Below are 12797 nucleotides of genomic sequence, written 5' to 3'. Positions count from 1 at the left end.
TGAAAGATAACTCCAGAAAGGGGTGTCCGGGCATGGTGTCCCGGACACCGTGCGGCTCACAGCATCTTGGGAGGAGTGAGCTTGTAGCCGGCCGCAGTCAAAATCTGATTCATCTCGGTCGCGGCGCCGTTCAGAGCATCCTTGGCGGAAATCTCACCGATCAGCGCCCGGTTGAGATAAAGCGAAATGACCTCCTTCATACGCACGCCTTCCTTAAGCGGCGTATTCATCTTGGCGACATCGGCATTTTCCGAAAACGCCTTGATGAAACGGTAGGCTGGATCGCCGGCAAGTGCGGTATCGCTGAGGTCCTTGCGGATCGGGATGCCGCCAGCCTGTGTGTAGGCAACCTGCGTATCCTTTTGCAGGAACCACTTGAGGAATTTCAGCGCCGCCTTCTGGTTGGCTTCCGGCACGTTCTTCGGAATGCCCGCCATCCAGTGGCCGGCGACCGACGCGTGCTTGCCGCCCGGGCCGGCCGGTAGAAGCGCGGTTTCGATCGTGTCGGTGACGATCGACTTGTTGGGGTCCTGAAGGTCGGCGACGGCGGCGATGACCGCAGTGCCCTGGGCTGCCTTGCCGGTGGAAAGGAGCTGGATCAGTTCTGCCTGTTCAAGCGCGCCGGCATTGCCCGCGCCAACTTCCTCGTTGAGCTTGATGAACGTCTCCAGCGCCTGCAGGCCCTGTGGGCTGTTGAGCGTCACCGAAAAATCTCCGGTTTCCGGATCTGCAAAGAAGCTGCCACCATGGCTGAAGAGGACGGGCGAGAAATCGAACAGGATCGATTCACGCGTACCACGCGACACAAAGCCGTAAGTCTTTGGCGGATTGTGCAGCTTCTTGGCATTGGCCAGCAGATCATCCCAGGTCTGCGGCACCTTCAACCCGGCCTGCTTGTAGAGGTCGCTCCGGTAATAAAGCACCAGGACGTTGCCATTGGTCGGAACACCGAGGAGCTGCCCCTGGGGATCGAAGCTGTTCTTCGAGGCGTTCCAGTGGGCCGAACCGCCGAAATCCAGCACACCCTCCGGCAGGGAGAAGCTGGAATCGATCTCCTTGAGCGGCCTCAGGAAACCGCCGGCATACATTTCCGCGAGCCCTTGGGCATTGATATTGACAATATCGTACGAACCCTGCTGGGCGCGAACCGAGTTGCGCATCTTGTCGACCATGCCGCCGAAGGGCGTCACGTCGAGCTGGAATTTGGTGCCGGTATCCTTCTGGTATTGATCGACAAGCGATACGAACGAGTTCAGCCAGGGCGACTGGCTGATCAGGATTCTGATCGTGCCCGCATCCTGCGCAAATGCCGGCGACGTGAGGCATGCTGCGAGGGAAAGGCCGGCAAGAAGCCTGCCCAGCGTCCTTCTCGTGTATCTGCCAATTTTTCTTTTGGACATTTCGGTTCTCCTCCCTGAATTGAAATCTCGCTCTACGATTGTTCCAGACCCATCCAGTCGAAGAATTCCGGTGTTGCGGAATGCTGTCGGAGGATGGCCGATATGGCGTCCTTGAAGCGCTCCTCCAGGTCCGGTGCATCGAGCGGGTTCTGCTGGTACGGGTCTGCAACATTGTCGTAGAGCGCCGTCTTGAAGCTCTTGAAATGGGTGCGGTCGCCGCCGGGCGGGCGTCGGGCATCGTTCAGTGCCCGAATGCTCAGCACCGGCAGGCCCTTGGTGAAATCCATCGGCTCGTGAAGCTCTGCCGTCTTCAGCTCGTCCAGCGCGAAGAAGCTGTGCAGATGCGTCGGCATCAGGGTGTATTCCCTGAGATTTTCGTCATCGAGATCAGGCGGATAAAGAAAGCAGGTATGCCTGCCGTCGGTCACGCCGATCGCGCCGCCGAACATGCCGAAGATCACCGACCTTTCCTGCTTCTCGCTTTCCACCAGTTCGAGAACCGAAGCGCCCTGCACCTCGGCTGGAATCTCCTGGTCGAAGAGCTTGAGGATCGTCGGCATCAGGTCAGGTGTCTGCGTCACGACATTGGTGCGCGTCCCTTTGCGGGCGCCGAGCTTCGGGTGGTGAACGATAAGCGGTATATGCGAAATCTCCTCATAATAGGGCATGACGTTCTTCGCCCACCAATTATGCTCTGACAGGAGATAACCATGGTCGGTCGTCAGGATGAGGCATGTGTCTTCCCAGAGATTGTGGGTATCGAAATAGTCGAGCAGCTTGCCGAAATATTCGTCGCACATAGCGACCAGGGCAGCATAATTTGCGCGTATTTCGGCGACCTCGTCCTCGCTTTCTGAAACCGGCGCGTATTTCGGCCAATCTATAATCGGGCCGTCATAATTCGTCCTGAGCTTCTCGCGAAACCGCTTCGGCGTGTAGAAGGGCTCGTGCGGATCGAAGCATTCCAGATGCAGCATCCAGTTGTCGGCGCCGCGGTTGTTGTCCAGGAATTCGAACGCCCGGTCAAAGCACTGGACGGCCGGGAAATCCGTCTCTTCCTTTATGAACTCCCGATTGATCTGATGCTGCAGGCGGTTCGCCTGGTTCGGACCGTTATAATGCTGGTTGGAATACTCTTTGCGGAAGCGATCGAGCGGCGGCTGAACCAACGCCTTCCAGGTGTCATACTCCTGGCCGCGCACGAAATCCCAGGTCGAATAACGGGAATGATACGTCGCTCCGCCGTCTTCGAAATAATGGAAGTGGTCAGTCAGGAGATGTGTGTAAACGCCGTTCTTCTTCAGAAGCTCCGGCATGGAATTGTCGAAGGGTTCGAGAGGCCCCCAGGATCGGTGCATGAAGTTGAGACGCCCTGTATGAAGGTCGCGCCGCGCCGGCATGCAGGGCAGGCTGCCGACATAATGATTATCGAAGGTCAGAGACCGCGCTGCAAACCGATCGAAATTCGGCGTCGGAACAGCTGTTCCCCCATAACAACCCAGAGCAAGCCTGTTCAACGAGTCGAACAGCACAAAAACTGCACGCATCAACGATCCTCCATGAGCGGAAACTAGCGGCAGTCTTCGGCTTGCGCTAATACCTCTCACATCGATGTCGATAACCTGGGGATATCGCTTGTGGCGATGCATCATATCTGGCGGCTGCATCATTTTCTGAGTGTTGCGGAACAGGGAAGCTTTCACGCGGCAGCAAGGGCGATCAATGTCAGCCAGCCGGCGTTGACCAAATCGATCCGCCTGCTCGAGCAGGATCTCGGCTGCTCGCTGTTCGTGAGGCTACCGGGTGGCGTGCGGCTAACCGAGGCGGGCGAGCTCTTCCGACACCGGGCACGGGAGATCGAGGCGTCATGGAATGCATCGCTGGTCGAACTCAAGGTGCAAACGCGCGGCCTCGGCGGCGAGATGCGCATCGGCGGCGGACCGGTTTATTCGGCAGTCTATTTTCCCAACATGCTGGCCGACCTGCGTACCAATTTCCCGAACCTGCGGGTCGCAGTGTCGACCGGTGTCGGCGCGGATCTTCTGCCGCTGCTGCAGCGCGGTGATCTGAGATGCTATGCTGGCGGCATTCCCACCGAGATCGACGGACTAGGTCGCGATTTCATCACCGATATTCTCTACGATCAGGAGAATTCCCTGTTCGCATCCAGCCAGCATCCGCTGTTCGACGGGGGCGAGATCACGCCCGAGAAGCTTCTCGACTATCCCTGGCTGAGCCTGTTCAGCGGTGGACTGGCGAACGGCAAGATCGATCGATTTTTTGCAAGCCATGGACTGCCAGCACCGCCGCTTGCGCTCGAATCTCATTCCCTGCAGATTGCGCTCAAGATGCTGGTCGAGCACAATTTCATCGCCTGCATGCCGGTGCCGCTCGCCCAGAGCTATTCGACCCTGCAATTGCGCGAAATCCATATGGAAGGTTTCCATTGGAGCATTCCGACCGGGATCACCTATCATCGCTCCTCTAAGGATTTTCCGCCGATCAAGGTGATGCGGAAATTCCTCGAGAAGGCGACTCCCTTTGCAATGGCCAATCGATCCGACAAGAAAAAGGCCTCGCAAGCGGGGCCTTGAAGGCTATTGCGTAAGCCCATACCATCGATAGACTTCCGGCGGCGTATCGTGTGTCGCGAGTTCACCGAGCAGTAGACGCGTGAGCCGTGCCTGATGCCCGGCATCCTCGACAGTTATTTCCTGCTTCGGATCGTTGATGACGTTGTAGAGGCGCGTGCCGAGATCCTCGAAACCCTTGCCGTCATTCCCGGGCGGACGAGGCACGCCCTTCAAGGCATCAATGGCGAGCAGCGGTATGCCCTTGGTAAAATCAAACGGCGGCGCCAACCTGGCCGTGCGCAGTTCTTCCGCATCGAACGGCACGGTCATATGCGCGGGCGCCAGCGTGTATTCCACCAGTCCGTCCGCCAGAACATTCGGCGGATAGTGATAGAGCACCCATTCGCCATCCGTCACGCCGATCGGCCCGGAAAACACGCCGAATGCCGCAACATCGCGCTGGCGGACATCCTTTTCGAGCAGCGGCAGCAGGCTGCGGGCTCGCACCTCACCTGGGATCTCCAGGCCGTAAAAATCCAGGAAGGTCGGCATCAGGTCACCGGTCTGGGTCAGGCTCAGCCGGCGCTCTCCTGCCCGGCTCATGAAATCCGGGTGATGTATCATCAGCGGAATATGGGAGATTTCTTCGTAATAGGGCATGCGGATCTTGCCCCACCAACCATGTTCCGACAGTAGGAAACCATGGTCGGTGCTCAGCACGACGCAGGTGTCGTCCCACATATGATGTTCATCCATGTAGTCGAGCAGCTTGCCGAAATAGTCGTCGCACATCGCCACAAGCGCCGCATAATTCGCGCGGATCTCGGTCATCTCTTCCGGATTTTCGGCCACCCTGTCGTAATGCGGCCAATCCAGGATGCTGCCCTGGTAACCTGTCGCATACAGTTCCTTGAAGCGATCCGCCGCATGGAAAGGCTCATGTGGATCGAAGCATTCGAGCATGAGGAACCAATTGTCGGCCATCCGGTTGCGGTCAAGGAAATCAAAGGCCGAGGCAAAGCAGCGCGGACCGGGCATGTCCTGCTCCTGCTGCATCTCGGTCCGGTTGATCGCATGCTGCAGCCGCTTGCTCGGTTTTTTGACATTGTAATGCCGCTGGTCGAATTTCTCGGCGATCATGTCCAGCGGCGGCGCGACCATCGGAACCCAAGGATCGTATTCCTGCCCGCGGATATAGTCGTAGCTCGAAAATTTCGTGTGAAAACCATGCCCGCCGTCTTCGAAGTAGTGCAGGTGATCGGTGATCAGGTGGGTATAGACGCCCTTCCCCTTCATGATCTGCGCAAACGAATTGTCGTATGGCTCCAGAGGTCCCCAGGAGCGGTGCATGAAGTTAAGCCGGCCGGAATGCAGATCGCGCCGTGCCGGCATGCAGGGCAGCGAGCCGGCATAGTGTCTGTCGAAGGTAACGCAGCGCTCGGCGAACCGGTCGAAATTGGGCGTGGCGATGCCGGTTCCGCCATAACAGCCGAGAGCGTCGCGGTTGAGCGAGTCAAAAAGGACGAAGATCGTTTTCATGAGGGTCCTCCCTGTTACCCGTTTAAGGCAAAGATCATCGCCCGCATAATCGCTCCCGGTACTGACGAGATAACCAGCGGTGATCAGTCATGTACATTTTCGACATTTGCGCTCTGCTGTTTTAGGCAACGAGCCAAGCGCATTAGGACAACGGCAGAAGATTACCGCCGTTGCCAGTCGTTCATGGTCTTGAACGGGCTGGAACCCACGACCGGTCACTTTTTGCTTTGAGCCGCCCCGTTCGCGGTCGTGATCGTCGTCGAAGACCGGAGACCGCTTTCGGTGGAGGCTGGCCCGCGCTCGAGCATCCCGGCCAAATAACCCGAGACGATTACCGCCTCATCCGGCCGCTAATCCAAGCTTACGACACCGTAGTGAAATAGACTTCGGGCTGTGTCGGTGATGGTTTCCTCCTGAGCCCGAGGACGCCATCCCAGCATTCGCCTGGCCTTCTCGCTGGTGCTCCTGCGAATGGGTGCTCTCGTCGCTTCTTCTATCAGCGGTGCTTGCACCTTCGCAGCAAACTCGCCGAGATTCTCCCTGAGGACCTTGGCGATATCGAACAGCGTGACGACATCGCCGCTCACCGCGATGAAGCGCTGTCCCCTTGCCGCCTCCGCCGCCATTGCGAGGATGTGGAGATCGGCAAGATCGCGGACATCGACCATGCCGAAATTCAAGCCAGGCAGGGGCGGAGCGCCTTCGAGAAGCTGCTTGACGAAGGCGATCGAAGCAGAAATATCCGGCCCCAGAACCGGCCCGAAAATACCGACGGGATTGATAACGGTTAATTCAAGAGCGTCGCCTTCACGCGCCATGAATTCCCAGGCCGCTCGCTCGGCAAGAACCTTGGATTTGATATAGGGCTGCATGTCCGGACCGTTCGGATCCGTCCAATCCTCCTCGTTGAAGACCTTGTCATAGTTGGTGTGGCCATAGCCGATAGCCGCGAACGAGGAGGTCAGCACGACACGCCTCACACAGGCATCTCTCGCGGCGCGCAAGACGCGCAAGGTGCCATCACGCGCCGGGACGATCAGTTCGTCCTCATTCTCCGGGGCAATCTGTGGAAACGGCGAAGCGACGTGCAGCACATAGTCACATCCGGCGACAGCAACGGGCCACCCATGGTCATCGGTCAGATCGGCCTGGCTGAAGGAAAGCTTCTGGTCGGCTTCAACACCATCATTGCGCACCATCGCCCGGACTTCGGCTTCACGCTGGGGGCTCCGTATTGTCGTTCGAACCTGATGACCTTCCTTCAGAAGCTTTGCAACTATGTGGCTCCCGACGAAACCCGAACCACCCGTAACCAATATCTTGCTCATAATATCACTCTGATTGTTTGCTTTACCGCAACATCGAGCTGTTATATGAGATTATCAAGTAGGATGGATTTTCAGACCCAGCATGAAAAATCAGACCACTGAACCACGTCTCTACGACGAAGACGAATGCGCCGGATGCACAGGCCCGGAGCCAATCGACATTCTGCGCTTCCAGCGAGCCATTCGCGCCATTACGGGCAAATGGAAGATCGAAATTGTCTGCATCCTGGTCGAAGGGCCGCTCCGGTTCGGCGAATTGCGCCGCCGACTCCCGGGAGTGACCCAGCATATGCTGACTGAGCAGCTCCGCGATCTCGCCAACAACGGCGTCGTGATCCGTAGTGCTTTCGCGGAGATTCCGCCGCGCGTCGAGTATGAGCTGTCGCAAGCCGGAATCGACTTGATGCCGACGCTCCGCGAGATGCGGGACTGGATGCTCAAATATGAGCATCAATTGACGGTCTCCTGATGGGTTGCCTACAGCGAGCAGGCCGGTCGCAGAGTCGCCGCGGACCTCATTCGTCGAAGGGGGCGTTCAAGACCAGATCCACCACCGAGGGCGCCTTGTAGCCTAGAACGAACCGTTCGCCGAAATCACGCGCGAAGTTGTCATACGTCGTCTCCGGATTCTTCTCGACGATGCAACAAAAGCACTTCGTCATTTTTTGCTTCATTCCCAGCCTGGGAAATTCCGAGACAATCCTCACCAGCTCGGCGGCGGGGATGGCGTCGTAGCGCCAACCGATGACATCAAGGCCGATCCCCGCGGTGCAGAGCGCGACCTCCGGTTCCTTGTACAGGCCGATCGAAGGGGTCGAGTTGAGGGCGACGCTATCGCAGATCAATTGCGCGCGGCGACCATCGACGCCGCTCTCAGTCGCGAATGTTCGTGCAAGATCCGCCCCTTCCACCTCGAAACGGCGTGGTCCGGCGAACCTTTCGTTCAGCGTGATATCGTGCAGTAGCGTCCCGACTGCAACGACCTCCGCATCGTGCACAACGCATTCGATCTGCCCGAGCCGCGCTGCGAAAAGCCAGGAACGGACCACGTGATTGAACAGATAAGGCTCACATTTCTGCCGCGCGTATTCAATCGCTTTGTCCACGAGCGGCGTGTCAGGGACGGACACCCCTGCAAGCATTCTACTGGCAGTTTCGGTCATGGTTACCTCCGGATCTTGCTGGGTGGCCGCCCGCAGGGTGCAGCGAGCGGCGGCTGCGGGTCACTTCTCATCCGGGATGGTCAGCACCTTCTCGTCGGTATTGACGACGAACACTGCCAACAGCTTCGACGGCTCCGCATCACTGGCATTTGCGCTGAGGCCGTGATGGTCGCCCGGTAATTCCGTGAAGCTTTCGCCAGCCTTGAAGGTCCGAACCGGCCCTCCATTGATCTGGCTTTTTACGGCGCCTTCCAGGACCGTCGCATAGATGATCGCCGACTTCGCGTGCGTGTGTGCCGGTGAGTAGCCGCCGGGGCCATATTCTACGAGAACGCCGCGAATGCTCTTACCGGGCACATCCGGGAGCGCATGCTCGTAGACGAGCGTGATTTTCGCGCTCTTGGCTCCCGGCACATCATCGGCAGATGCAGGCACGGCGTACGCCGCAGCCAGGAGCAATGGGAAAAGATAGTATCTCATGGGCGTATCCCCGAAGGTTAGAAGCATCAAGTGGGCCGGTGGGCGCCAAGCCAGTCGTCGAGCGAGCTGCGACCGAGTCTCGCCTCGCCAAGCGGTACCAGCGACGTCTCCACGACCGTCCCACCGAAGTATCGCGCTTTCCGGTCACTCACGACGCTTCGGCTATCACCGATCGCCTCGAGATAGCGCGCGACGATCCGATCGAAAGGCGCCCGATCAGGACCCGCAATATCGAAATGCACGCCCCGTGGAGCGTTGGTAGCTGTTTCTGCCACGATGGCGGCCACGTCGTCCGCGGCAATCGGCTGAAACAAACCGTCCGGTAGGCGGACGATCCCATCGACAACACTGGTTTCGACGATGGCGCCGAGGAACTCCATGAACTGGGTGGCACGCACGACGCTGTAGGGGACGCCCGAGCCTTCAATCAGCTTCTCCTGGGCCACCTTGGCCTGAAAGTAGCCGTTGTCGGGCATGCGGTCGGTGCCGACGATGGAGAGGGCAACATGATGGCGGATACCGGCCGCGCGTTCGGCGGCAAGCAGATTGCGACCCGAGGTCTCGAAGAAGGCGAGTACCGCTTGCGGCTCGAACGAGGGCGAGTTGGCGACATCGACCACCACTTCTGCGCCGGCGAGGGCTTCCGGGAGGCCTTCGTCGGTGAGGGTGTTGACGCCCGTGCTGGGTGAGGCGGCGAGCACCTCGTGACCGGCTTCGCGCAGGAGTGCTGCGGTGCGCGACCCGATCAATCCGCTGCCGCCGATAACGACGATCTTCATGAAACTGTCTCCGTTAGAACGTGATTAGAAGGCCGGCGCCAGAGCGTCGGCCTGGATCTCAGCCCTTCACGAAAGCGAGGAGGTCCGGGTTGACCACGTCGGCATGGGTGGTGCACATGCCATGCGGAAATTTCTCGTAGACCTTCAACGTGCTGTTCTTCAGGAGCTTGGCCGAAAGCAGGGCGGAGTCCGCAATCGGCACGATCTGATCGTCGTCACCGTGCATGACGAGGGTCGGCACGGTGATGATCTTCAGATCTTCGGTGAAATCGGTCTCGGAGAAGGCTTTGATTCCGTCATAGTGGGCCTTGGCGCCCCCCATCATGCCTTGACGCCACCAGTTGTCGATGACGGCTTGGATCGGCTGTGCACCGGGCCGGTTGAAGCTGTAGAAGGGACCCGACGGCAGATCGACGTAAAATTTGGAACGGTTGTCGGCGAGCGCCTTTCGCAGTCCGTCGAAAACCTCGATCGGCAAGCCGCCAGGATTGGCTGCCGTCTTCACCATAATCGGGGGAACCGCGCCGATGATGATCAGCTTGGCTACCCGGCCCTGCGGCTGCCCATGCCTGGCCACATAATGCGTCGCCTCGCCGCCGCCGGTAGAGTGGCCGATATGAACGACGTTCCTAAGATCGAGATGCTCGACGACCGCTGCGGCGTCAGCGGCATAATGGTCCATATCGTGACCCTCGCTGACCTGTGCCGAGCGCCCGTGGCCCCGCCGGTCGTGAGCCACGACCCGATAGCCGTTCTGCAGGAAGAACAGCATCTGCGTGTCCCAGTCGTCGGATGACAGCGGCCAGCCATGGTGGAACATGATGGGCTGGGCGGTCTTCGGGCCCCAGTCCTTGTAGAAGATCTCGACGCCATCGCGTGTGGTGATGGTGGCCATGCTTTGGTTCCTTTCAACGGTTGGGTTTTGGACTGTGGTTGATTGTGCTGTGGCCGGCCAGCTCGGGAGCAACGCAAGCATCGTCGCGCCCAGCCCGAAGGCAAGCAGATCCCGACGGTCGGGATCGATCGGCTCATTTGGCTTCATGTCTGTCATAACTTATCCCCTCGTCATCCATGGCAGAACGACTATTCTCCATTCGGCTTGCTTCGTCGGGTGGGATGATCGTTTTGCTTCACACTAAGCGTGCTCAGGACGTGGTAACGATCGACAATCAATGCCGGCACCGTTCATAAAAACCTCGCCAGTGATACAAGATTATATTTTTGAATAAATTCAAGCATACGCTATGAGACCTCCAAATAAACAATCGGATTTAGACAAATATATTTATAAAATTCGTCCCTCCCGGTTCGTTGACACGCATCTTTAAGTATCTTCGGCAAAGCAGCAAGTAGGATGTATTTTATGACATGGTCTGAAGAAGCAGACCATCATCGACGCATGCCGGCGGCCTCCCCATGCGATCATTCCGAACCATACCCTCGTGCCGATCGTATTCTCGGCGCTCGCCTTTGCGCTCGTGGCAGTTCCGTCCCGATCCTCCCGCCGCCTTGAGCGCCGGCCCACAGCGCAAGGGTGAACTGGAAATGACCAAGATGGTTGGTGGCGAATTGCCCTTCATGGCCATCGGCCTAGCGCGTGAGCCGGGTGGCCATGATACCTGCGCTATTGATGAGGATGGAAACGGTGCGACCGGAAGAGACGACGCGTTCCGCGAAGCTGGCTATGGAAGCGGTATCGGTCAGCGCCAGCGTTTCCAGTTCGACCCGCTCCATCTTGTGCAAGGCGCCGGCCGCCTTTTCCACGTCCCGGGCAGGAACAATCACGTTTGCGCCAGCGCCGGCCAGCGCGCGGATCGCCTCCAGTCCGATGCCGGAGTAGCCACCGGTCACGATCGCAGTATGCCCGTTCAGGCCGACGTCTCCGATCACATCGGCCGCCGTCGTGGCCGCATCAAACCCTGATCCGATTGGTATTTGAACCGGCAATATCATCCTTACCCCGCCAGACATGGTGCTGTGGCTCAGTTTCGGCTAAGAAAACGAGATGATCCATTCATCTGCGTCCGGTTTGCTGTCGTGATCGTCCAAAATGCGCCCAATGATGGTCTTTCCGATGTCCTCCGACTCGTTGACGCACACGCTGTCGCGTCGGTGACGCTGACCGCCGGAGGAGATTGGGCGATCCGCTTTCCGGCGCCCGACTACATCAAATTCTGCGCACTACGGCGGGGCACATGCTGGCTGACCACGAGCGAGGGCCTGCCGCCCCGGCAACTCAGCGAGGGCGACTGCTTCGTTGTGGTCCGTGACGCGTTCACGCTCGCCAGTTCACCGGGCGTACCGCCGATACCTGCGGTGGCGGTGTTTGGAGACTTCGGACAAAGCGGGCATTGCGGCAACGGCGATGACACGCACCTGATCGGCGGCAGTGTGCGCTTCGATACGATGAACGGCGCGATCCTCACGGATGTCTTGCCGGTTGCGATCCTCATTTCTGGCGAGGCCGCTTCTGCCGTGCACTGGCTGCTGGAGCAACTCGATCGGGAGTGGCGAAACGCTGGACCTGGCTCGCTTCTCGCCTGCAATGATCTGCTTCGGCTCATGTTCATCCATGCGCTCCGAGCCTATGTCGCCGATCTGCCGCCAGCGCCGGGGAATTGGCTCGCCGGGCTCACGGACCCGCGCATTGGCAAACCTTGGGAGGCGATTCATGCGGATCCCGTCCGCAGTTGGACGCTAGCCGAACTTGCATGTCTTGCGGGCCAGTCGCGATCGGCCTTCGCCAGTCATTTCAAAGTAAGCGTTGGCGTGTCGCCGATGTACTATCTTGCGCGCTGGCGGATGCGGCTTGCCGCAGCGAGGCTGCGCCGTAGCCGCGAACCTGTAACCTCCATCGCCGCCTCACTGGGCTACACATCCGATAGCGCGTTCAGCGCAACGTTCCGACGGATCATGGGAGTTTCGCCCACGCGCTATCGAGCGAACTTTAGCGGTCGCGTTCCTGCCACGCCTGGCATGCCCCGGGAAGACGCAACTCCAACCGAGCACGCGTCCGGGGTCACTGCACGAAAGCCAAACGTTCAGCCTGCTCAAACCGCAAGCCACCATCAAATTGGTCCTCTTCGCGCTTCGAACCCGATTTAGGTCCAACGATGCCAGATGGACCGAATCGCGTCGAGCGGATGAAAGGGCGAGATCCTTTGCGATAATCTGTATCTCGGTTAATTTGAATTCATGGATAGACCTCACTATACGGAAGCGTTGAGCCGCATGGATCTTCTGGAAACCTTGGCTCCATTCGATCCCCGTGTCGCGGGTACGCCGCCTCTGGGCCTTGATGCGCCCACCAGCGATATCGATGTCGACGGGCGCACAAAACTGACCCCTTATCGGGCGCGACGCAAAAATGCATAATCAGGCTAATCCCGCACAGGCGCATGGAAATCCGCGCTTCCGAGGAAATGGTCTACATCGCTCGAGAAGTCGATGCGTCCTCCGCTGGGTGGAAATTCATCCCCGTAGAGCCCTTCTTTGCCGACGTTTACGCGCGTCTGCACCTGCATTTACTGTTACC

Annotated in this window: 13 protein-coding genes; 4 read left to right on the top strand and 9 right to left on the bottom strand. The window is 58.8% G+C overall.

The features are described 5' to 3' along the window. Window positions 1-56 precede the first annotated feature (56 nt). Both JL39_RS01810 and JL39_RS01805 read right to left on the bottom strand, forming a co-directional pair. Complete coding sequence (locus tag JL39_RS01810; protein WP_052182585.1) at window positions 57-1400, bottom strand: sugar ABC transporter substrate-binding protein; 1344 nt, start codon at window positions 1398-1400, stop codon at window positions 57-59. 32 nt (window positions 1401-1432) lie between these two features. After that, complete coding sequence (locus tag JL39_RS01805; protein ID WP_037145540.1) at window positions 1433-2947, bottom strand: sulfatase; 1515 nt, start codon at window positions 2945-2947, stop codon at window positions 1433-1435. Window positions 2948-3043: 96 nt separating this feature from the next. Here JL39_RS01805 and JL39_RS30380 point away from each other — a divergent pair, with 96 nt between their 5' ends. After that, window positions 3044-3994, top strand: a complete 951-nt coding sequence (locus tag JL39_RS30380) for a LysR family transcriptional regulator (RefSeq protein WP_052182584.1) — start codon at window positions 3044-3046, stop codon at window positions 3992-3994. A 3-nt stretch (window positions 3995-3997) separates the two neighbouring features. Here JL39_RS30380 and JL39_RS01795 read toward each other — a convergent pair whose 3' ends face one another. Both JL39_RS01795 and JL39_RS01790 read right to left on the bottom strand, forming a co-directional pair. Further along, window positions 3998-5512, bottom strand: a complete 1515-nt coding sequence (locus tag JL39_RS01795) for a sulfatase (protein WP_037145538.1) — start codon at window positions 5510-5512, stop codon at window positions 3998-4000. A 350-nt stretch (window positions 5513-5862) separates the two neighbouring features. Then, the gene (locus tag JL39_RS01790; protein WP_037145537.1) at window positions 5863-6840 is read right to left on the bottom strand and encodes an aldehyde reductase; all 978 of its coding nucleotides are present in this window, start codon (window positions 6838-6840) and stop codon (window positions 5863-5865) included. A gap of 82 nt (window positions 6841-6922) precedes the next feature. Here JL39_RS01790 and JL39_RS01785 point away from each other — a divergent pair, with 82 nt between their 5' ends. Continuing rightward, window positions 6923-7309, top strand: coding sequence for a helix-turn-helix domain-containing protein (locus JL39_RS01785; protein ID WP_037145535.1), 387 nt, complete (start codon window positions 6923-6925; stop codon window positions 7307-7309). 46 nt (window positions 7310-7355) lie between these two features. Here JL39_RS01785 and JL39_RS01780 read toward each other — a convergent pair whose 3' ends face one another. The 5 genes from JL39_RS01780 to JL39_RS31420 form a co-directional block, all read right to left on the bottom strand. Continuing rightward, window positions 7356-8003, bottom strand: a complete 648-nt coding sequence (locus JL39_RS01780) for a hypothetical protein (RefSeq protein ID WP_037145533.1) — start codon at window positions 8001-8003, stop codon at window positions 7356-7358. Window positions 8004-8063: 60 nt separating this feature from the next. Continuing rightward, the gene (locus JL39_RS01775) at window positions 8064-8483 is read right to left on the bottom strand and encodes a cupin domain-containing protein (protein ID WP_037145531.1); all 420 of its coding nucleotides are present in this window, start codon (window positions 8481-8483) and stop codon (window positions 8064-8066) included. Between the two features lie 26 nt (window positions 8484-8509). Next, a complete protein-coding gene (locus JL39_RS01770; RefSeq protein ID WP_037145530.1) occupies window positions 8510-9262 on the bottom strand; it encodes an SDR family oxidoreductase in 753 nt (250 codons plus the stop codon). Between the two features lie 58 nt (window positions 9263-9320). Further along, window positions 9321-10157: an alpha/beta hydrolase gene (locus tag JL39_RS01765; protein ID WP_037146059.1), complete on the bottom strand. Its 837-nt coding sequence runs from the start codon at window positions 10155-10157 to the stop codon at window positions 9321-9323. Window positions 10158-10852: 695 nt separating this feature from the next. Further along, window positions 10853-11152, bottom strand: coding sequence for an SDR family NAD(P)-dependent oxidoreductase (locus tag JL39_RS31420; protein WP_161784726.1), 300 nt, complete (start codon window positions 11150-11152; stop codon window positions 10853-10855). A gap of 87 nt (window positions 11153-11239) precedes the next feature. On the opposite strand from JL39_RS31420, the gene JL39_RS01755 reads away from it, so the two are divergent. Beyond that, the gene (locus JL39_RS01755; RefSeq protein ID WP_244446810.1) at window positions 11240-12367 is read left to right on the top strand and encodes an AraC family transcriptional regulator; all 1128 of its coding nucleotides are present in this window, start codon (window positions 11240-11242) and stop codon (window positions 12365-12367) included. A gap of 90 nt (window positions 12368-12457) precedes the next feature. Continuing rightward, on the top strand, window positions 12458-12637 hold the full coding sequence (locus JL39_RS32740) for a DUF4269 domain-containing protein (protein ID WP_081952646.1): 180 nt from the start codon (window positions 12458-12460) through the stop codon (window positions 12635-12637). Window positions 12638-12797: the final 160 nt, after the last annotated feature.

The organism is Rhizobium sp. YS-1r (genome assembly GCF_000757525.1).
Taxonomy (GTDB): domain Bacteria; phylum Pseudomonadota; class Alphaproteobacteria; order Rhizobiales; family Rhizobiaceae; genus Neorhizobium; species Neorhizobium petrolearium.
The sequence above is the reverse complement of the archived record's forward strand: the minus strand, read 5'-3'. Positions and strand labels throughout refer to the sequence as shown.

What these genes read in the sequence shown, in the direction of transcription:
- JL39_RS01810 (WP_052182585.1), bottom strand. Translation starts at nt 1,400, where the DNA reads ATGTCCAAAAGAAAAATTGGCAGATACACGAGAAGGACGCTGGGCAGG.
- JL39_RS01805 (WP_037145540.1), bottom strand. Translation starts at nt 2,947, where the DNA reads ATGCGTGCAGTTTTTGTGCTGTTCGACTCGTTGAACAGGCTTGCTCTG.
- JL39_RS30380 (WP_052182584.1), top strand. Translation starts at nt 3,044, where the DNA reads ATGCATCATATCTGGCGGCTGCATCATTTTCTGAGTGTTGCGGAACAG.
- JL39_RS01795 (WP_037145538.1), bottom strand. Translation starts at nt 5,512, where the DNA reads ATGAAAACGATCTTCGTCCTTTTTGACTCGCTCAACCGCGACGCTCTC.
- JL39_RS01790 (WP_037145537.1), bottom strand. Translation starts at nt 6,840, where the DNA reads ATGAGCAAGATATTGGTTACGGGTGGTTCGGGTTTCGTCGGGAGCCAC.
- JL39_RS01785 (WP_037145535.1), top strand. Translation starts at nt 6,923, where the DNA reads ATGAAAAATCAGACCACTGAACCACGTCTCTACGACGAAGACGAATGC.
- JL39_RS01780 (WP_037145533.1), bottom strand. Translation starts at nt 8,003, where the DNA reads ATGACCGAAACTGCCAGTAGAATGCTTGCAGGGGTGTCCGTCCCTGAC.
- JL39_RS01775 (WP_037145531.1), bottom strand. Translation starts at nt 8,483, where the DNA reads ATGAGATACTATCTTTTCCCATTGCTCCTGGCTGCGGCGTACGCCGTG.
- JL39_RS01770 (WP_037145530.1), bottom strand. Translation starts at nt 9,262, where the DNA reads ATGAAGATCGTCGTTATCGGCGGCAGCGGATTGATCGGGTCGCGCACC.
- JL39_RS01765 (WP_037146059.1), bottom strand. Translation starts at nt 10,157, where the DNA reads ATGGCCACCATCACCACACGCGATGGCGTCGAGATCTTCTACAAGGAC.
- JL39_RS32740 (WP_081952646.1), top strand. Translation starts at nt 12,458, where the DNA reads ATGGATAGACCTCACTATACGGAAGCGTTGAGCCGCATGGATCTTCTG.